The sequence below is a fragment of the Saccharopolyspora phatthalungensis genome, from assembly GCF_014203395.1.
Lineage (GTDB): Bacteria > Actinomycetota > Actinomycetes > Mycobacteriales > Pseudonocardiaceae > Saccharopolyspora > Saccharopolyspora phatthalungensis.
Genome location: NZ_JACHIW010000001.1, coordinates 5,223,174 through 5,241,271 on the forward strand (window position 1 = coordinate 5,223,174; position 18,098 = coordinate 5,241,271).

Consider the following 18,098-nt stretch of genomic DNA (forward strand, 5'->3'; position numbering starts at 1 on the left):
ATCGAGACCGGTCACGGGACCGCATAACGCCGGTCCGGGCATGCCTTTTGACAATTCGCGGCCTCCCGCCCGAGGCACCATACGCTGCTATTACCCGGCAAACGCCGTGGAGGTCCGTCCCTTGTTTTCAGTCGATTCACCAAAACGGCCGCTCGCCGGACTTCGGGTTCTCGAGTGTGCGAGCTTCGTGGCCGGTCCGTCCGGTTGCATGGCGCTCGGTCAGCTCGGCGCCGACGTCATCCGCGTGGACCCGCTCGGCGGGGCAGCAGACTACAGGCGCTTGCCGGTGTCCACGCGGACAGGCGAAAGCCTCTACTGGACGGCGTTGAACAAGGGCAAGAGATCGGTTGCCGTCGACCTTCGCGCACCCGAAGGCCGCGAGCTCGTTGCTGCGCTGGCCACTGCCCCGGGATCCGACGGCGGCATCGTCGTGGACAACAATGCCGGTCGGTCCTGGCTGGCATACGAGTCCCTGGCCGAGAGGCGTCCCGACGTCATCCAGGTGCGCATCCAGGGGCATGCGGACGGCCGTCCTGCGGTTGACTACACGGTCAATCCTGAGGTGGGCGTTCCTGGTATCACGGGGCCAACCGATGTCGCAGAACCGGTCAACCACGTGCTGCCAGCGTGGGACCTGCTCACCGGCATGACCGCGATGACGGGCCTGCTCGCTGCACTGCACCGACGTGATCGCCACGGCGAAGGGGCGCTGCTTCAGATCGCCCTGGCCGATGTCGCCCTGACGAGTGTGGCGAATCTGGGTTGGCTCGCCGAGGCCGACGAAAGGGGCGCGGACCGCCCCAGGCATGGCAACCACGTTTACGGCACGTTCGGCGTCGACTTCGCCACCAGCGATGGTCACCGCGTCATGGTCGTCGCCTTGACCTCCCGGCAGTGGGACGCCCTGCGTGCCGCGACCAACACCGAAAAGGTGTTCGCGGCACTCGAGGATGCGCTTGGTGTCGACTTCTCCCTGGAATCCGATCGCTACCGACTCCGCGAGATGATCGCGGCCGTGCTCCGCCCGTGGTTCGTGGCCCGGACGCTCGAGGAAGTCGGTCATCAGTTGGCGGCCGCCCCCGTGTTGTGGAGCAGATATCGCAGCTTGCACGAGGCGGTCACCGAGTTCAGAGCCCTTGGCTCGCCGCCGGTGCTGGTCGAAGTCGAGCAACCAGGGATCGGTGCCATGATCTCGGCGCGGTCTCCGCTCCGGATCGCAGCGGAGTACGGTGCATCCGCAGTGGCACCCCGGCTCGGGCAACACACCGATGAGGTGCTTGCCCAGGTGCTCGGTCTCAGCGACGCGGAATTGGGCCGACTGCACGATCGCGGCGTCGTCGTGAGCGGCTCAGCGTGATGGAGGTACTGCGGTCTCAGCGGCCTCGTTCCAGCGAGTAAGACAGCCAAGGTCGCGAACGGCGAAAGCCCCGTGACAGGCCCTCTCCGCCATCTGGACACGGACCTGTAGCCGGGAAGCACCTGAAGCGTGCGCTGCAGATCATGCGGCCGCTCAAAGCAAGCGTTGGCGAGCGCCGTAGTGGCCCGTCGCCCGCTCGGTGCCCATGCCATGCGAGTCACCTTGCCGTGCTGAATTTTGTTTCCTCGACCGCCCGGTCGTTGATCTGACCTCATCCAGCACGGCAACCACCGACTCACGATCCAGCGCACCTGACGGTTCTGCTGGAATGCGCATCGCGCACATGCTTATCAACACGACAACATTCATCACGGCAGCGTGGCGAATTCCAGGCAATGGCCTGACCTATCCCGCAACCAGATGACCGACAGCGTTGACCGGGTCGATTGATCGGGGCGTGCACTGACAGGAATCCGGCGTTGGGCCGCCAGGGGAGTCGCGTGGTGGTCCAACGCCGGACCCGAGTCGAAGTGCACGGACTGCGGTCAGCCTTGGCGTTTGGTGATTTCCCCAGTGAGTTGAGGAACGACCTGGAAGAGGTCACCGACGACGCCGAAATCCGCGATATCGAAAATCGGGGCCTCCGGGTCCTTGTTGACCGCCACGATGGTCTTCGAGGTCTGCATCCCAGCCCGGTGCTGGATGGCACCGGAGATGCCGAGGGCGACGTAGAGCTGTGGGGAGACGGTCTTGCCGGTCTGGCCGATCTGGAACTGGTGCGGGTAATAGCCGGAGTCCACCGCCGCACGTGAGGCACCTACCGCGGCACCCAGCGTGTCGGCCAGCTTCTCCACCACCGCGAAGTTCTCCGCCGAACCGAGCCCGCGACCGCCGGAGACCACCACCGACGCTTCGGTCAGTTCCGGGCGGTCGCCTGCATCGGCCGGCTGCCGCGCCGTGATCCGGGCGTTGCGCCCCGCGTCGATCGCGGACACGTCCACCGGCTGCTCGACCGCGGCACCCTCGTCGGGCTCGGCGTCGATAGCGCCCGGCTGCACCGTGATCACCGGAAAACCCGTCACGACCTTGGACCTGGCGGTGTAGCTTCCACCGAACAGCGAATGCGAGGCGACACCGTCGCTATCGAGGTCGACCACCTCGGACAGCAGACCGGAGCCCAGGCGCAGCGCCAATCTACCCGCGATCTCCTTGCCATCCATGGATGCGGCAATCAGCACTGCGGCCGGTGTGTTCGACGCCGCGACTCGGGCCAGCACGTTTACCTGCGGGGTCACCAGATACGAAGCGGCCTCTGCAGACTCGGCCACGTACACCGTCGCGGCGCCATAAGCGGCCAGCTTGTCGATGAGCTTCGCCGCCGTGCCCGGCTCGCCTACCACCACCGCCGACGGCTCACCAAGCCGCCGCGCGATGGTCAGCAACTCGAAGGTGACCTTCTTGACCTCCCCATCGGAGTGCTCGACGAGGATCAACACTTCAGCCATAGTTCGCGCCTCATTTTCCCTAGCGAAATCCACACAGCTTCAGACAAGCTTCTGCCCGGCCAAGAACTCGACGAGCCGAACGCCGCCCGCGCCGTCGTCTGTCACTCGCTGACCGGCCTGCTTCGGCGGCGTCGGCGCGGACTCGAGGACCCGTGATCCACCGTTGGCCAAGCCCACCTCCGAGGCGTCGATGCCCGCGTCCGCCAGCGAGAGCACTTGCACCGGCTTTTTCTTCGCGGCCATGATCCCTTTGAAGGAGGGATACCGTGGTTCGTTGATTTTCTCCGCCACACTCACCACGGCGGGCAGGCTCGCCGCCAAGCGCATCAAACCCGCGTCCGCCTCGCGTTCCACAGTCACCGTGGTGCCCTCGATGCCGACGGTTCGCGCATGCGTCAACTGCGGCCATCCCAACGATTCGGCCACCATCGCCGGCACGGCACCGATGCGTCCATCGGTGGCCTCGTCGCCCGCCACCACCAGATCGACGCTCTCGATCGTGCCCACGACGTGCGCCAGAGCCTTCGCAGTTTGCACCGCATCCGAGCCGCGCAACGCCTCGTCGCAGAGGTACACGGCGCGGTCCGCCCCCATCGACAGCGCCTTGCGAATCGCCTCCGTCGCCCGGCCTGGGCCCATGCACACGATGGTCACCTCACCGCCATGCGTTTCCCTGATCCGCAACGCTTCTTCCACGGCACGCTCGTTGATCTCATCCAGTACAGCCTCTGTGGACTCACGGTCGAGAGCGTGATCCGAACCAGACAGCCTGCGCTCAGAGCCTGTATCGGGCACCTGCTTGACCAAGACCACAACGTTCATGGGTCTTCGACCTCCCGCCGAATGTCGAAACGCGCCAGCGACACGCATCTGGCATCAATTTTGCGATGCAAACTAAGCGCCCGTGATGCGCAAGTCAACCAGGAAGTGACGCAGCCATAGTTCAGACGCAGAGAAAGGAAACCCTTGTCACCGCTGAAGAACCGGTCAAGTAAGTTGCGAGTAGCCTGTCTTCCCTTCGCGCCGGCGCGCAGGAGTACCCTAGACCGTCGCAAGTGGATCGTACCGTCCCGCCGACCGTCGGGGTGGGTGTGGGAGGTCTACCCCATCGGGCTGTGACCACCTATGGTCTGCCCGGGTCACGGCCTGAGACAGACGGGCGATCGCCCCTTCGCCGCCGGTGTCCTTCCAATTCTGAGCTCGAATTCGACATGCAGGAGGACGATTTGTCTGCCTATCTGATCGGCGTCCGGGAGCGAGTGCACGACCAAGACGCATATGACAAGTACCTGGAGGCGGCGCCACCGACGCTGCCGGCAAGCACCAAGTTTCACGCCTTGGACGGCCGTTTCACGGTTCTCGAGGGCGCGGCCGCTGACGGAGTTGTGCTCGTCGAATTCGACAGCTACGAGCAAGCCTTGGAGTGGTACCACAGCGGCGAGTACCGGGCGGCGAAGAACTTCCGCGATGGTGCCGTCGACTACCGCCTGATCGTCGTCGAGGGTCTGTGATGGCCGCCGACGGGGCGAAGCACATCGCCGATCTCATCATGCGCTGGGTCACCGAAGGCTGGCGCCGCCCCGCGGGCGGCCGCCTTTCAACTTCCGCGCACAGCCGGAGGAATTCTACGATTGGCCGTCGCCGTACGTCATCCTGCACGACAACGCTGACCCTCAGCGCACGATCGCTCGGTCCGCCTCGGCACCTGTCATGTCTCAAGCGGGAACCACATCGCTACCTGACAAGGCGGGCGAGGCGGGCCGTTCTCGTCGGGTCCCGCGGATGGCGCACGTGGATTTCAGTTCCGACGGTGTTCAGAGATTGAGCAGAAGACGCGGCGATGCGGACCACATGATTTGACAGGTCCGTCACCTCAAATACCGCGAACCGGCCCGTGTGGCGTCCGCTCCCAGGCGCTCCCCGTGCCTGTGAGCAGACTTCCCGACCGCGGCGTCTATACGGACGCGCCGATGTCCGCCATCTGAAAGGACGCAGAAATGGCATCTCCAGCTGTTGCACTGCAGACGACCCTTGGTGGTCTGTGGGGTTCGAGGGAGCCGGACGAGGCATTGCTCAACCTGGTCGAAAAGGGCAGGCCGGGCAGCCCTTTCCTGCTGGTCGACGGAAAGCTGCGGGAAGCGACGTCCGGAGCCCACTTCGATAACGTCAACCCCACCACCGAGCAGGTGATGGGAACGACCGCTGATGCCGGTCCCGAAGACGTCGAGGCGGCGGTGGCGGCGGCTCGGCGCGCGTTCGACGAGACCGACTGGTCGACGAATCATTCCTTCCGCCGCCGCTGCCTCGAACAGCTGCACCTGGGACTGGTCAAGGTGGCCGACGAGCTCCGGGCCACGGCCACGAGGGAGATCGGTGTCGGGATTCGCACCACCTACGGCTTCCACAGCGACTTCGCCCTCGATCTGCTGCCGTGGTGGGCGCAGTACGCCACGAACTACGACTACGAGGTCCCCCTGCCCGACCAGCCGTGGGCGGCGGGCAACAACCGGATCATCGCCAAGGAGCCGCTGGGCGTCATCGCGGCGATCACGCCGTGGAACTACCCGCTCTACACCACCATGACCAAGATCGGGCCCGCGTTGGCCGCCGGCAACACGACGATCCTCAAACCAGCGCCGCAAACGCCCTGGCATGCCACCCTCATCGCCAAGGTGGTCGCCGAGGAGACCGACATCCCACCGGGGGTGCTCAACATCCTGCCCACGTCGGACAACTCGGTTGCCGAATTGCTCACCACCGACCCACGAGTGGACATGGTCCACTTCACGGGCTCGACGGCGGTGGGCAAAAAGATCATTCGGAACACCGCCGACCGCATCGGGCGCGTCGCCCTCGAACTTGGTGGAAAAAGCGCCAACATCGTCCTCGACGACGCACCGATCACTGACCTCATCCCAATCGCCGCCGGCCTGGTCTGCATGAATTCCGGCCAGGGATGCGTCCTGCCCACCCGACTGCTGGTCCCACATGACCGTTACGAGGAGAGCGTCGAACTCGCGACCTTCGCCTATGAGAACATCCCGTACGGTGACCCGCGCGAACCGCACGTCATCCAGGGTCCCCAGGTAAGCCAGGTACAGCGCGAACGCGTCCTCTCCTACATCGAGAAGGGGCGGGCGGAGGGAGCCACCGTCCTGGCCGGAGGTGGCACGCCCGCACACCTGGAGACGGGATACTTCGTTGAGCCGACACTGTTCGCCGACGTCGACCCGCGTTCGACGATCGCCCAGGAGGAGATCTTCGGTCCAGTCCTCTGCCTGATGCCCTATCGCGACGAAGACCACGCCGTCCAGATCGCCAACGACACGTCGTACGGTCTGGCCGGCTCGGTCTGGAGCGCCACGAGCGAACGGGCGGTCGCCGTTGCCCGGCGGATCAGGTCGGGCATGCTTTCGGTCAACGGCGGCTTCTTCTACGCCCGCGATCTACCGGTGGGCGGTTACAAGCAGAGCGGGCTCGGTCGCGAGTGCGGCGTGGAGGGTTTCGAGGAATTTCTCGAAACCAAGGCGATCGCCATCGGCGTGTCCTGAGCCCAGGCTTGCGTGTCTCGCCCCGGCGCGGGCGGCGTATGGGCGCACGCGCCGGGGCGCTGCGGTCGATCGCCGCAGGGTACGGCGACGGTAAGACCCGTCGAAGTTTTCTGCCCCGCCAGAAGGGATAAACATATGTTGAAGGGAAAGACCGCCGTTGTCACCGGCGGCGCACAGGGGATCGGCCTGGCCATCGCGCACGCGTTTGTCGAGCAGGGAGCCCGCGTGGTGATCGGCGATCTAAACGAGAACGCATCCCGCCGGGCGGTCGAGGAGCTCGGCGGCGAGTCCGTCACCTGCCACACCGTGTGCGATGTGCGTGACACCACGCTGGTGGAGCAAGCACTCGACACGGCCGAGGAAGCGTTCGGCCCGGTGGACATCTTCGTCAACAACGCTGGCCTGACCCGAGACGCGACCATGCGCAAGATGTCCGAAGAGGACTTCGACATGGTCATCGCGGTTCACCTCAAAGGCGCGTGGAACGGCACGCGTGCCGCGGCCCGGCGGATGCGCGAGCGCGAGTCGGGAGTGATCGTGAACATCTCGTCGATGTCCGGGAAGGTCGGCAACATCGGCCAGACCAACTATTCCGCCGCCAAGGCCGGCATCGTCGGGCTCACCAAGGCTGCCGCAAAAGAGCTCGCTTTCAAGGGAGTCCGGGTCAACGCGGTTCAGCCCGGCTTCATCGACACCCCGATGACCGAGGCGATGCCCGAGCACGTCAAGCAGCAGAAGCTCGCCGAGATCCCGATGGGACGCGTCGGTCAGCCGGCCGAAGTCGCCAGCGTGGTGGTCTTCCTGGCCAGCGACATGTCCAGCTACATGACCGGAGCGGTACTTGAGGTCGCTGGCGGGAGGTACATGTGAGCGCCTCCACCGTATCCCGAGGCGGCATGTTCGACACGGTCGCACAACTCGAAGCAGCCGTCGGCACCATACTAGGCACCAGTGAGTGGCTGGCGATCGACCAGCAGCGGATCGACCTTTTCGCCGAAGCCACCGGCGACCGCCAGTGGATCCACGTCGACCCCGAACGTGCGCAGGGAGGTCCCTACGGCACCACGATCGCCCACGGGTTTCTCATCCTCTCGCTGGTGGTACCGCTGGCATCGGGCTTCGTCCAGTTGACGACGGCGAGCATGAAGATCAACTATGGGATCGACCGGGTGCGCTTTCCAGCCCCCGTGGCCGCCGGGTCACGAGTGCGCGCCACCGCGAAACTGCTTGCCGTTGAGTCGATGAGTGCAGGTCTGCGCACCAAACAGGAAGTCACCATCGAGCTCGACGGATCGGAGCGTCCGGCCTGCGTGGCCGAGACGCTGACAGTCCTCGTTTTGTCTCCCCACGTAAAGCAGGTCTGATAAAAGCGATGGCACACGCGCCGAGCCTCTTCCTGCGCACCATCCACCACCCGCCGCAAGTCATCCCAGCCGACCGCATCCGGGAACTGATGCGCGGGCTGGCAACCAGAGCAGCGACTACTGGGATCACGTTCCGGAGCTCACGCGTTCGGCGATAGAGGAGATGCTCCGGCGCTTCGTCGAGGACGAGATTATGCGTTCCGGTGGACAGCACATACCCGCTCGGAAGACAGGCGGCGAGCTCCTGGCGATCGAGGACGGACGCGTGAAAAGCAACGTCGTCATCGTGCCGGAGCGTGTGACTTGTGTGAGTTCGGGAGACAGGGGGGCATGGCGATCATCGAACCCGACGGGGTGCCCTTGAACATGGCCGGCCAAGCACCGGCTCTCGCGCACCGCTGACTTTGCCTCGGCTGCCTCCGTGGCCGCCATGAAACCGGGCATGGATGGCCCGCCGCGGGCGTTCGACCTCAAGGGAGTTGGGCGCCGCGTCGGAGACCGCGCTTCGATCTTTCGTATCGCGTCTGATGGCCAATTCGGGCAAGATGCCCCGGGCGTCGACCCGTTCTTACGTGATACGGGATAGAGGTATGTATTTGCGTAGGTCGGCCCTCGCTGCGATACTGACGTCCTCGGTGCGAGGGAGGTTTGCAGGGTGGCCATCGAGATCTCGTCCGGCGACCGTCCCGGCACTGTCCGCAGACGACACCGGATGGTCGACCGTGTCGTCGCGCTGCTCGAACTCGCGGCACGCCAGCGCGAAGGTCTCACGCTCACCGAACTGGCCCGCAACCTCGACGCCCCGGTGAGCTCGATCCAGGGGTTGGTCAACGGGCTGGTAGCCACCGGCTACCTGGACGAGCGAAACCGACGCTACCACCTCGGCACCGCCCCGTACCTGCTGAACCTGATGGCCGGCCGGCACATGGTCACCCACGTGACGCATACCGAACTCGAGGCCGTGCATGCCGAGAGCGGCCTGACCACGCTGCTGTCGATCGTCGTTGGCCAGGAGGTGTTCTACATCGACAGTTGTTCCTCGCAGCCCCGCTACGACTACCTCGCGAAGAACTACATTCGCCGGTCGCTGATCCGCACGTCGAGCGGATGGGTCTTGCTAGCCAATTTCAGTAGGCGGGACCTGTGGGCCTACCTTTCCGCGCTGCCGCCGGAGGACGAATCTCGGGTGGAGCGTTTCCTCGCAGTGCTGGATTCGGTGCAGGAGAGCGGGATCTGCGCGGCCCCGCGCATATCTGACGTGGCGGACGGGGTCGCGGCCGCGGTGCGCGAGGGCGGGCGGACCGTCGCAGCGGTGAGCGTCGTAGGCCCGCCCGAGGAAATCCAGGACCGGCGCGATGACCTGGTCTGCATGCTCAAGAAACACCAGGCGCGATGGAACGAGAACTCCCGCTGATAGGCGCGTCCCTACAGCACGAACGTCTGCGCACTGCACCGCGCAGCGCCCGCTCCACGAACGTTGCGAGATCGCTGATATCAACCGCGATGCGCGCTTCGGGAAAATCCTTGGCCAGTAGATCTGCGTCCTTCTCGAGCCAACTCGAATTGGTTTCGCGACAAGTTCATGAGGTGCTCCGACAAGGGGCTCCGGCCGTACTAAAGTTGACGCGGCGAGGAATTCGCTCGCGCTGATCCTCCATTTAGCGTTTTCGCGCGAAAACGCCACCACCTTCGGGGCCATCGACCCCACATCCGCGAGCACTCAGACACAAGTGGGTTCGACTTCCTCGGGTTCAACGTCCGCCGCTACAGCAGCACGTTGCTGATCAAACCGTCGGCTGCTGCGATCACGATTACTGGGTCTTCGGCGCCGCCGCCAGCGGCGTCTACCTGCCCAAGTTCGCCTGGACCGACATCGTCCGGCACCCTGATCACCGGCGGCGCGTCCCCGGACGACCCGACCTTGGCCCACTACTGGACCAAGCGACGACGACGGGCCACACCCCCACTGGACAACTACACGCTGCGCGTGCTTACCAGGTAGGACGGACGCGCGGAACGTCTTGATCCGGGTGGTGACCAGGACCGGTATCGTCACCTCGGCGGGGAGCCCCCATACACTCGGCGGACGGCGCCACCTTCTGCCGCATGCCCGCGATCCAACAGGACTCATTGCCGTGGTGGGCTCACAGCGCACGTCCTCGCCATGCCATGCCGCCGTCGAGCGTGACGATGCAGCCGCTGGTGTAGCCGGAGCGCGCCGAGGCCAGGAACACCACCGTGTCGGCCACCTCCTCGGCAGTCGCGATCCGCTGTGCTGGGTAGCTCCGCACGTAGTCGGCCCACCGTCCCGAGTCACCGAACTCGGTGGCCGCGCGGGTCCGCAATGCGTCGGTCAGTCGGCTGGTCTCGACCGGTCCCGGATTGACCCCGACGACTCGGACACCGTGGTCGAGCGAGTAGGCTCCGACCGTGCGGGTGAGGGTCATTAGTGCGGAGTTCGCCATCGACCCGGCCAGGTAGCCGACGTCGGGCCGCTCGCCCGAGACGCCGACGACGTTGACCACCACCCCGGTGCCGCGTTCGGTCATCGCCGCCAGTGCCAGCTGGGTGAGCTCCAGATAGCCCCATACTTTGAGGTCCCAAGCCCGCCGCCAGGCCGCGAGGTCCGCAGCCTCCAGCGCACCCTGCGGGATCGCACCGGCGTTGTTCACCAGGATGTCCACCTCATCGAGCACGCTGGAAAGCTGCCCGCGGTCGCCCGAACGAGATAAGTCGAGCACGTGGCCGACAACCTCGGTTCCCTTCACCTCGCGGGAAAGCCGCGCCACCGACTCGGAATCGCGCGCGGCGACATGGATCCGGCCGACGCCTTCGGCCGCGAAGGCACGCACGGTCGCCGCACCGATGCCGCGCGAGCCACCCGTGACCAGAACCGACTGGCCCGCCGTGTAGCAAAGGTCCATTAAACATGCCTCCCAATAGCCGTCGACCGCGATTCCCGACCGGTCACAGAGGTGACTCCACCGCGATGGTCCGCGGGTTCGCGGGCATGAAGATCTCGATGAACTCGAGATCATCGGACGTTGCGGTCTCGTTGTGCCGGTAGCCGCCGGGAATGAAGCAGACGCCGTTTTCGTGGATGCGGCGCGTCGCCCCGTCCTCGAACTGCAATTCCAGCCAGCCCTTCGTGATGTAGAGCCACTGGAAGTCACAGTCGTGGTAATGCCAGCCGGTTTCCTTCACCATGCCGGCGCGAATTTTGGTCACCTCGGTGCTGACCAGCCCTTGGCTCACGCCCGCGACGCCCAAGTCGAAGTACCGGGCGAACGCTCGGCGGCCTGGGATCTCCGCCGCGTCGTCGAGGGCGATCGCATGCGCGGTCATGCCCGTCGGGATCTCTCGTGTTCGGTCCGCACTCATGATTTTTCCTCCACTTCATTGTGGATCGAGGGTGCCAGGTCCAGATCACTCAGAGACACACCCTCCACCGCGTATCGCAAGACTGCCGTGTCCCAGAACCGGGCGCCGCCCTCGCCTGAACGCCACGTGAGGATGCGCGTGGTGAACTCGTGCAGCGGATGCTCGCGGGTCGTACCGATCGCGCCAAGGACCTGGTGGGCGTTGCGGACCACCGGTTCGGCGGCATGTCCCACGCACGAGCGGGCTACCGCCACTGCCGGCATGAGCCGACCGGGCGCGGCGTCGTCAGCGATCAAGACGGCCGCGTCGGTCGCCGTCCGCGCCAGAGCGGTTTCCGCGGCGAGTATGGCCAACATCCTTTGCGCGGCCTGAAATGCCAGATCGGCGGGACCCAGCTCGGTCAGCTGCTGCCACAGTTCCCGCTCGCGACTCGGTTCATGGGCTCGCAGCACCGCTTCGATCAGTGATCGAACCTCGGTGTCGACAAGGCTGTCGAGCGTCGTCATCTCAACCCCACCCGCGCGCGACGACCCCGTACAGGATCTCGTTGGTTCCGCCGCGCAACGTGAAGCCTGGGCGCTGGACGGCCGCGGACCGGACCGCCTCCGGGAGCGCGCCGGTTCCGTTGCCTGCCAGCAGGTCTGCCAGTTCTACTAGATCCCCTTCGGCCACAGTGCCCAGCATCTTCACCGTCGCGGCTGGCACATCGGCGCCGTCACCGCGTTCCAACGCCGCAGCTACCGACAGCGACATGTGATGCAACCCGTGCAAACGAGCCACCAAGCGGCCGACCCCGGGGTCGGGCTCAAGGCGGCCCTCGCGGACCCTACGCAGGAGCAGGCCCACCAGCAAAGCGGTTGACAGGAACCGTTCCGGCCCGCTGCGTTCGAATCCCAGCTCCGAAGTCACCTGGCGCCAGCCGTCGCCCTCCTGCCCTAGCAGGTTCTCCCGCGGCACGACGACGTTGCTGAAGACCACCTCGTTGAAATGGCGTCCCCCACTCATCGATTCGATGGGCCGTACCTGCACCCCCGGAGCGCGAAGATCGACGATCAGCTGCGATAAACCGCGCTGCCGCTCACCGTGCCGCCCGCTCGTGCGGGCGAGGACCACGATGAGATCGGCCTGGTGTGCTCCCGAGATCCAGACTTTGGTGCCGCTGAGCAACCACCCACCGTCCACTTCGGTCGCCCGCGTCCGCACGTTCGCCAGATCGGAACCGGCATCTGGTTCGCTCATCCCGATCGCGAACGAGCACTCGGCGGCGGCGATGGCCGGCAGCAGTCGCCTTTTCTGTTCCTCAGTGCCGAAGCGCAGCAACGACGGCGCCGCTTGCCGGTCGGCGACCCAATGCGCGGCGACGGGCGCGCCTGCGACCAGCAACTCCTCCGTGACCACGAACCGTTCCAGGAAGCTGCGACCGCGCCCGCCATAGGCACGCGGGATGGTCATCCCGACCCAGCCGCGCTCGGCCAGCGCCCGGCTGAACACCGTGGACCAGCCGGTGAGCCAGGCATCGATCGTGGGCACGAAGACCCCGCGGTTTCGTTGCTCGGTAAGGAAATCCCGGACCGCTGCCCGTAGCTGGGCCAGGGCCGGGTCCGGCACCACGGCCGACGGCAGCACAGCGGTCATTGCGCCGCCTCCGCCACACCCTGCCGCACGAGCTCGCTGATCTCGCGCTGACTGTACCCAAGGGTCGACAACAACTCCACGGTGTTCTGTCCCAGCCGGGGGGCGTGCCGACGAAGACTCACCGGCGACTCGCTCATGCGGATCGGGCTCAGTGTGCTGAAATACGGGCCCTCTGTGGGGTGCCGAGCCGGGGTGACGAGCGACTGTTCCCGGATGTAGGGGTCGTCTTGCAGGCGACTCAGGTCCAGCAGTGCCGCTGCGGGGATGTTGCGTTCCCGGCAGAGCTCGAGCCACTCCCGGGTGGTGCGCTTGGGGGTCGCCTCGTGGATGGCCGCGAGAAGTTCCCCCATGTTGCTATGGCGGGAGTTCACATCGCCGAATCGCGGATCCTCCGCCAGGTGCGTGAGCTCGGCGATCTCGAAGAAGTTCGCCCAGTTCGCATCCGAATACGGCAGCAGACACACGTACCCATCAGCGGTCCGGTACGGGGTGCGCTCGCGCACCAGGACCCGGCCCCAGCCGAATTCCCCTTCGGGCGGATCGAACGTGTGACCTCCGAAGTGCTCCACCAGATTGAAATGGATCATCGTGTCCACCATGGGAACTTCGATGTGCTGCCCCGTTCCGGTCGCGGCCCGGCGCATCAGGGCCGCGAGGATGCCGATCACCATGTGCAGCCCGCTGACCTTGTCCGCGATGACGTATGGGGCGTATCGCGGTTCCCCGTCGACATGCCCTCGTTGCGTCGCGCGCCGATCAGTCGGGTCATGTCGCCGTCGAGGCGTTCGATCTTGATCACTTCCGCACCGAGGTCGCCGAGCACGGCGGTCGCGTAGGGGCCCATCACGACGGTGGTCAGGTCCAGCACCGTTACCCCGTCGAGCGCCCCGGCGGTGCCCGTGGTGGTCATGTCTTGGCGCCCTTCGCGTCGTGGGACATCACGCCGTCACTCGCTCCGCCACGCCGCCACCCCGCTCGCGATGCTCTGGTGCCTGGTGCGCTAGCGGCTGCATCGCCGCAGCCAGGTGCAGTACGGAATCCAGCGAGCCGGAGCGGGATTCAGTCAGCAGTCGCTTGGCCATCCGCAAGGCGTGCGCCGGGTTCCGGGCGATGCGGGCCGCGAGCGCGCTGGCCTCAGGCATGAGCTCGTCGGCATCGACCACCCGGCCGACCATGCCCCAGGCGAGCGCCGTGGCGGCGTCCACGCGGTCGCCGGTGAACGTCATTTCAGCCGCCCGCGCCTCACCGATGACGCGTGGCAGGAACCAGGTGCCGCCGTCGCCGGGGATCAAGCCGAGCCGCACGAAGCTCTCAGCGAAATAAGCTGATTCGGTCGCGATCCGCAGATCGCACATCAAAGCCCAGATCGCGTTGCCGGCGTGTCGGAGGTTGATGGTCCAGGTCTGGACGGGCCCCTCGCACGCGACGAGCAATGGGTCGTTCATGTCGTCGGCCCCATTCAGAAGGAAAGATGATGAGTCGGATCGAGGCGGATGTCGACAACCAGTGGCGCCTCCAGCGACGCAACGCGCTTGGCGAGGACGTCGACATCCTCAAGCTGCGTGACCAAGTGGGCCTCCGCGCCGGCAGCCGACGCGACCGCGCTGAGATCCGGCCAGTCGTTGTAGGCGTGGCGCGGGTCGAACCCAAGTGCGGTGAGCTTGTGGTACTCGGCGCCGTACGCGCCGTCGTTGAAGACCAGAACCAGGAGCGGCAGCCGTTCGCGAGCAGCCGTGGCCAGTTCCGAGGCGTGCATCATGAAGCCACCGTCGCCGACAAGCGCAACGGTCAGCTCGCTCACCCCGGCGACAGCCGCACCGATACCCGCCGCCACGCCCAGTCCGATCGAACCGAAACCGGTCATTGCCGTGAACCGGCCCGGTCGGCAGCGGTCCAGGTACGGCCAAACCCCGGCGACGAACCGCCCGACGTCGCTGACGATCGTGCAGTCGACGGGTAGGGCCTGGTTCAGTCGCTGGCTGACAACACGGATGTCGACGGTCCGGGGACCTGACCGCTGGTCGGCAGGAGTCCAGGTGCGGATCATGGCTGCGGCTTCGACTGATCGCGCCCGCCACGAGTCGCTGCCGGAGAATCCGCCCGCGCGGAGCTCGGCCGTCATCGTGGCCGCGACCGCACGTGCGTCGCCCACAATGCTCTCGTCGGGCTGCACAAGCCAGCCAAGCTTCGACGGATCCACGTCCACCTGGAGCAGCCGCTTGTCCTGGAACAGCTCACCGCCCAGGGTCGTGTACTTGTTCAGGGCCGCGCCGAAGGCGAGAACGCAGTCGCTGTCGTTGAGGATCTGGCTCGCGCCCTCGTGCGAAAGGCTGCCCATGATGCCCAGATGCCGCGGGTGGTCCCGGAAAAGTCCGCGCGCGAGCCCCGTGGTGAACAGGGGCGCGCCAAGCAGATCGGCCAGCGCCACCAGCTCTGCTTCGGCAGCCGCCGCGACGACGCCCCGTCCGGCGAGCACGATCGGACGGGAAGAAGCAGCGACGAGTCCCAAAGCCTGATCGAGCGCACCGCCGGTAACCGGCGCGATCTGAGTCGGCCACACCGGCTCCGCGACCTGCCCCTCGGACGCGCTCTCCGCCACGGAGATCGGCAAGGGAACGTTAAGGACCACCGGTGCGCCTGAGCCGCGTAGCCGCCGGAGGGCTCGAGCGAAGTCGCGGACGACCGTGTCAGGCCGGTGGATGCGCTCGTGCGCAACGCCGAGTGAAGCGCAGACGGCGCCGATGTCGAGGCGCTGGAGGTGGGTAGCCTCCGCGGGCGGATCACCGGTGATCAACAGAATCGGCGCAGGAAACCGAGCCGCTTCGACGAGGGCGGTGAGCGTGTTGGTGAATCCGGGTCCGTGCGTGACCGTCGCGACGCCGGGACGACCGGTCATGCGCGCGTAGACGTCGGCCATCGACAACGCACCGGCTTCGTGCACCGCGCGTACGAAGCGGCCGCCGTCAAGCTCGAACGCACTGGTCAGGTACATGTTCGCATCGCCCATGAGCCCGAACACGGTGTCGACTCCGTGAGCCTGAAGCAGCGACGCCAGCTGCTCATAGACCTTCATCGAGCCCCTTCCGTCCAGGGTCGCACCACTCTCGCAGAAACCCCGTCGATACTCAATGCCATACTCTGTTACGTATTTACGTACATCTCGACCGCGTGTTGCACATCGAAGTTGAAGTCAAGATCTGGGGCTCGGTCAATGGTCTCCTGCGGCCGAATGAGTCCGAGTTACCTATATAAGTAAAAGAATCCGCACTTGCGTATCTGCACCTTACCGACAATAGTGAGCGAAGCCAGCCGGTCAGTTTGCCGGGAAGTCGATGTTGGTAGCCGACATCGATGATCCGGAGGTCCTGTTCGCACGCTTCGCGGGAGCCTTTGACGCGCTCCACGCGGCTTATGAGCGGGTACTACGGCTGGTGCGAGCCGTGCTGGTGGTCCGGCCGGTTGAGGTGTGCGGGAAGGAGTCGACATGGGTGTCGAACTGTTGGAAATGGCCTCCATCGCGCGGGAACTACCAAAGACCGCCGGGGCCGAGATCCGGAGTTCGTGGGAGCGTTGCTGGTCGTCCGGCGTGCGTCCGGACTTGTCGCTCGACCGCCTCGAGACCGCGGAAGTCGACCAGGACAGCCGGTTCATGCGCGCCGCGCTGCCGGTGCTGGATCGAGTCGCCGATGAGCTGGCGGAGACGTCCTTCTTTACCGTGCTCGCCGACTGCGCGGCCCGAATCGTGGACCGTGGCCGGATCAGTCATCGCATCGAGGAGGTCCTCGACAGCACGGGGGTCGTGCTCGGCCGGCGGTTCACCGAGGATTCCACCGGGACCAACGGGATCGCCACTCCGTTCGAGCTGCGCCGGGGCTTGGCCGTCTCCGGCGGCGAGCATTTCGCGCAGTCGCTTCGGTGTTACAGCTGCTACGGCTACCCGATCATCAATCCGGTGACCCGCAGACTCGAAGGCGTACTGACCCTCGCCGGGCCGGCGGGCGAGGAGAACCCCTTGTTCGGTCCGTTTCTCCGGTCGGCGGCGGCGGAGATCGAACAGGCTCTGCTGGCGAATTCCCGCGATACCGAACGACGGTTGCTGGCCGCGTTCGATGCCGCAGTCGCCAGGCGCGACGGGCGTGCCGTGGTGGCCTTGGGGGACACCGGGGTCGTGCTGGCCAACCAGGTGGCACTGGATCATTTCGATTCCGCGGATCACGGTCGGCTCCGAGAGCTGGCCGCCGGATTGCGCTGGGGTGGTGGGGGGCGCGCTGTGGACTTCGAGACGACCAGTGGGCTGCGCCTCAGGATGCAGCTGGAGGTGGTCGACGGGTATGGCAACGTCCTGATCCGCTTCGTTCCCGCGTACCGTTCGCGGCCCGCTCCTGTGCGCGGGCCTAGCTTGCTCGGTGGGGCTCGTGAGTCGACCGAACGGGAGTTGGTGCGCTGCAGCACGCACCGGCTGGCCACGGTCGTCGCAGGCGAGCCTGGCACCGGTCGGACGAGTATCGCGCTGCGCTTGGCGGAGAGCACCGATGCCGCAGTCGTCGCTTTGAGTGGTGTCGACGTGGATTTTCAGGGGCGGGTGGGCTGGCTCGATCGCCTCCGCCGCGCGGGGGACTCCGGTGCGCTGGTGATCGTCGACGGATTCGAGCTTCTCGATGATCGACTCTCGCGGGCCGTCGGGGAGAGCATTGCCAGCGGAGCTTGGATCGTCCTCATCGGACCGCCGGTGGAGCAGCTCGAACCCGAGCACCGGCACCTTGCGTTCCGGTGTCCGGGGCGTATCGAGCTGATGCCCTTGCATGCACGGCGGGCGGAGATTCCTGCGCTGGCACAAGCCATTCTCGCCGAGGAGACCGGCGGGTTGGCGCGGTTCACGCCGGAAGCGCTGGCCCGCCTCGCGGAGCTTGATTGGCCCGGCAATGTGCGGGAGCTGGACCACGTGGTGCGGAGGTGCGCAGCACACCGCAGTGCGGGTGACGTGCTCATCAGTGATCTTCCGCCGGAGTACCGCTCTGGTCCGGAAAGAACGCGAATGAGCCCGTGGGAACGGGCCGACCACGACGTGATAGTCGCCGCGCTCGAGCGCAACGGCGGCAACAAGGTGAGGGCGGCGAAAGACCTCGGAATCAGCCGCGGGACGTTGTACAACCGGATCAGGACACTGCGCATCAAGGTCTGAGGCTGCCGTCCGTGTGCAGAGTTTGAACAGTTTCGCCGATGTGCTTGCGGCAACATCCACGACCGTCCCAACGGGCATCACCCTGCCCCGCTTCCCACCTCGGAGGTGGCACCCAGGGCACCG

Annotated in this window: 20 protein-coding genes; 8 read left to right on the forward strand and 12 right to left on the reverse strand. The window is 66.0% G+C overall.

Annotated elements, in window-relative coordinates; genetic code table 11:
• The first annotated feature begins 106 nt into the window (after nucleotides 1–106).
• A complete protein-coding gene (locus BJ970_RS23910; protein WP_312864373.1) occupies nucleotides 107–1,357 on the forward strand; it encodes a CoA transferase in 1,251 nt (416 codons plus the stop codon).
• Between the two features lie 153 nt (nucleotides 1,358–1,510).
• Here BJ970_RS23910 and BJ970_RS23915 read toward each other — a convergent pair whose 3' ends face one another.
• From BJ970_RS23915 to BJ970_RS23925, 3 genes are all read right to left on the reverse strand, one after another.
• The gene (locus BJ970_RS23915) at nucleotides 1,511–1,726 is read right to left on the reverse strand and encodes a hypothetical protein (RefSeq protein WP_184728296.1); all 216 of its coding nucleotides are present in this window, start codon (nucleotides 1,724–1,726) and stop codon (nucleotides 1,511–1,513) included.
• A gap of 176 nt (nucleotides 1,727–1,902) precedes the next feature.
• On the reverse strand, nucleotides 1,903–2,862 hold the full coding sequence (locus BJ970_RS23920) for an electron transfer flavoprotein subunit alpha/FixB family protein (RefSeq protein ID WP_184728297.1): 960 nt from the start codon (nucleotides 2,860–2,862) through the stop codon (nucleotides 1,903–1,905).
• Between the two features lie 39 nt (nucleotides 2,863–2,901).
• Nucleotides 2,902–3,684 (reverse strand): electron transfer flavoprotein subunit beta/FixA family protein, encoded by a 783-nt coding sequence (locus BJ970_RS23925; RefSeq protein WP_184728298.1) that lies wholly within the window; start codon nucleotides 3,682–3,684, stop codon nucleotides 2,902–2,904.
• Nucleotides 3,685–4,088: 404 nt separating this feature from the next.
• On the opposite strand from BJ970_RS23925, the gene BJ970_RS23930 reads away from it, so the two are divergent.
• The 6 genes from BJ970_RS23930 (at nucleotide 4,089) to BJ970_RS40140 (ending at nucleotide 9,312) form a co-directional block, all read left to right on the forward strand.
• Nucleotides 4,089–4,373, forward strand: a complete 285-nt coding sequence (locus tag BJ970_RS23930; RefSeq protein ID WP_184728299.1) for a DUF1330 domain-containing protein — start codon at nucleotides 4,089–4,091, stop codon at nucleotides 4,371–4,373.
• A 486-nt stretch (nucleotides 4,374–4,859) separates the two neighbouring features.
• Nucleotides 4,860–6,413 carry an aldehyde dehydrogenase family protein gene (locus BJ970_RS23935; protein ID WP_184728300.1) on the forward strand — a complete coding sequence of 518 codons (1,554 nt, stop codon included), beginning with the start codon at nucleotides 4,860–4,862 and terminating at the stop codon, nucleotides 6,411–6,413.
• 135 nt (nucleotides 6,414–6,548) lie between these two features.
• Nucleotides 6,549–7,283: a 3-oxoacyl-ACP reductase FabG gene (fabG, locus tag BJ970_RS23940; protein WP_184728301.1), complete on the forward strand. Its 735-nt coding sequence runs from the start codon at nucleotides 6,549–6,551 to the stop codon at nucleotides 7,281–7,283.
• Nucleotides 7,280–7,777, forward strand: a complete 498-nt coding sequence (locus BJ970_RS23945; RefSeq protein ID WP_312864374.1) for a MaoC family dehydratase — start codon at nucleotides 7,280–7,282, stop codon at nucleotides 7,775–7,777. Before fabG ends, BJ970_RS23945 begins: the two co-directional genes overlap by 4 nt.
• A gap of 655 nt (nucleotides 7,778–8,432) precedes the next feature.
• Entirely contained in the window at nucleotides 8,433–9,191 is a 759-nt protein-coding gene (locus tag BJ970_RS23950; protein WP_312864375.1) for an IclR family transcriptional regulator, read from the forward strand.
• On the forward strand, nucleotides 9,133–9,312 hold the full coding sequence (locus BJ970_RS40140; protein WP_184728302.1) for an iron-sulfur binding domain-containing protein: 180 nt from the start codon (nucleotides 9,133–9,135) through the stop codon (nucleotides 9,310–9,312). Before BJ970_RS23950 ends, BJ970_RS40140 begins: the two co-directional genes overlap by 59 nt.
• 229 nt (nucleotides 9,313–9,541) lie before the next feature.
• On the opposite strand, the gene BJ970_RS39000 is transcribed toward BJ970_RS40140, so the two are convergent.
• The 9 genes from BJ970_RS39000 to BJ970_RS23990 form a co-directional block, all read right to left on the reverse strand.
• A complete protein-coding gene (locus tag BJ970_RS39000; RefSeq protein WP_281399478.1) occupies nucleotides 9,542–9,670 on the reverse strand; it encodes a hypothetical protein in 129 nt (42 codons plus the stop codon).
• A gap of 251 nt (nucleotides 9,671–9,921) precedes the next feature.
• Nucleotides 9,922–10,701 (reverse strand): short-chain dehydrogenase/reductase, encoded by a 780-nt coding sequence (locus BJ970_RS23960; RefSeq protein WP_184728303.1) that lies wholly within the window; start codon nucleotides 10,699–10,701, stop codon nucleotides 9,922–9,924.
• A 43-nt stretch (nucleotides 10,702–10,744) separates the two neighbouring features.
• Entirely contained in the window at nucleotides 10,745–11,122 is a 378-nt protein-coding gene (locus BJ970_RS23965) for a cupin domain-containing protein (RefSeq protein ID WP_246470992.1), read from the reverse strand.
• 32 nt (nucleotides 11,123–11,154) lie between these two features.
• Complete coding sequence (locus BJ970_RS23970; protein WP_184728305.1) at nucleotides 11,155–11,664, reverse strand: acyl-CoA dehydrogenase family protein; 510 nt, start codon at nucleotides 11,662–11,664, stop codon at nucleotides 11,155–11,157.
• 1 nt (nucleotide 11,665) lies between these two features.
• Nucleotides 11,666–12,793 carry an acyl-CoA dehydrogenase family protein gene (locus tag BJ970_RS23975; protein WP_184728306.1) on the reverse strand — a complete coding sequence of 376 codons (1,128 nt, stop codon included), beginning with the start codon at nucleotides 12,791–12,793 and terminating at the stop codon, nucleotides 11,666–11,668.
• A complete protein-coding gene (locus tag BJ970_RS23980) occupies nucleotides 12,790–13,464 on the reverse strand; it encodes a CoA transferase (protein WP_246470993.1) in 675 nt (224 codons plus the stop codon). Before BJ970_RS23980 ends, BJ970_RS23975 begins: the two co-directional genes overlap by 4 nt.
• Complete coding sequence (locus tag BJ970_RS38195; RefSeq protein WP_246470994.1) at nucleotides 13,458–13,703, reverse strand: CoA transferase; 246 nt, start codon at nucleotides 13,701–13,703, stop codon at nucleotides 13,458–13,460. Before BJ970_RS38195 ends, BJ970_RS23980 begins: the two co-directional genes overlap by 7 nt.
• Nucleotides 13,704–13,731: 28 nt before the next feature.
• On the reverse strand, nucleotides 13,732–14,238 hold the full coding sequence (locus BJ970_RS23985) for an enoyl-CoA hydratase-related protein (protein ID WP_246470995.1): 507 nt from the start codon (nucleotides 14,236–14,238) through the stop codon (nucleotides 13,732–13,734).
• A gap of 14 nt (nucleotides 14,239–14,252) precedes the next feature.
• A complete protein-coding gene (locus tag BJ970_RS23990) occupies nucleotides 14,253–15,866 on the reverse strand; it encodes a thiamine pyrophosphate-binding protein (protein ID WP_184728307.1) in 1,614 nt (537 codons plus the stop codon).
• A gap of 411 nt (nucleotides 15,867–16,277) precedes the next feature.
• Here BJ970_RS23990 and BJ970_RS23995 point away from each other — a divergent pair, with 411 nt between their 5' ends.
• Complete coding sequence (locus tag BJ970_RS23995) at nucleotides 16,278–17,975, forward strand: sigma-54-dependent Fis family transcriptional regulator (protein ID WP_184728308.1); 1,698 nt, start codon at nucleotides 16,278–16,280, stop codon at nucleotides 17,973–17,975.
• Nucleotides 17,976–18,098: the final 123 nt, after the last annotated feature.

Coding starts and splice junctions, on each gene's coding strand:
- BJ970_RS23980 (WP_246470993.1), bottom strand. CDS start 13,464: ATGGTGATCGGCATCCTCGCGGCCCTGATGCGCCGGGCCGCGACCGGA.
- BJ970_RS23935 (WP_184728300.1), top strand. CDS start 4,860: ATGGCATCTCCAGCTGTTGCACTGCAGACGACCCTTGGTGGTCTGTGG.
- BJ970_RS23985 (WP_246470995.1), bottom strand. CDS start 14,238: ATGAACGACCCATTGCTCGTCGCGTGCGAGGGGCCCGTCCAGACCTGG.
- BJ970_RS23920 (WP_184728297.1), bottom strand. CDS start 2,862: ATGGCTGAAGTGTTGATCCTCGTCGAGCACTCCGATGGGGAGGTCAAG.
- BJ970_RS23995 (WP_184728308.1), top strand. CDS start 16,278: ATGGGTGTCGAACTGTTGGAAATGGCCTCCATCGCGCGGGAACTACCA.
- BJ970_RS23925 (WP_184728298.1), bottom strand. CDS start 3,684: ATGAACGTTGTGGTCTTGGTCAAGCAGGTGCCCGATACAGGCTCTGAG.
- BJ970_RS23960 (WP_184728303.1), bottom strand. CDS start 10,701: ATGGACCTTTGCTACACGGCGGGCCAGTCGGTTCTGGTCACGGGTGGC.
- BJ970_RS40140 (WP_184728302.1), top strand. CDS start 9,133: ATGACCTGGTCTGCATGCTCAAGAAACACCAGGCGCGATGGAACGAGA.
- BJ970_RS23915 (WP_184728296.1), bottom strand. CDS start 1,726: ATGAATGTTGTCGTGTTGATAAGCATGTGCGCGATGCGCATTCCAGCA.
- BJ970_RS23975 (WP_184728306.1), bottom strand. CDS start 12,793: ATGACCGCTGTGCTGCCGTCGGCCGTGGTGCCGGACCCGGCCCTGGCC.
- BJ970_RS23990 (WP_184728307.1), bottom strand. CDS start 15,866: ATGAAGGTCTATGAGCAGCTGGCGTCGCTGCTTCAGGCTCACGGAGTC.
- BJ970_RS23965 (WP_246470992.1), bottom strand. CDS start 11,122: ATGACCGCGCATGCGATCGCCCTCGACGACGCGGCGGAGATCCCAGGC.
- fabG (WP_184728301.1), top strand. CDS start 6,549: ATGTTGAAGGGAAAGACCGCCGTTGTCACCGGCGGCGCACAGGGGATC.
- BJ970_RS23970 (WP_184728305.1), bottom strand. CDS start 11,664: ATGACGACGCTCGACAGCCTTGTCGACACCGAGGTTCGATCACTGATC.
- BJ970_RS38195 (WP_246470994.1), bottom strand. CDS start 13,703: ATGACCACCACGGGCACCGCCGGGGCGCTCGACGGGGTAACGGTGCTG.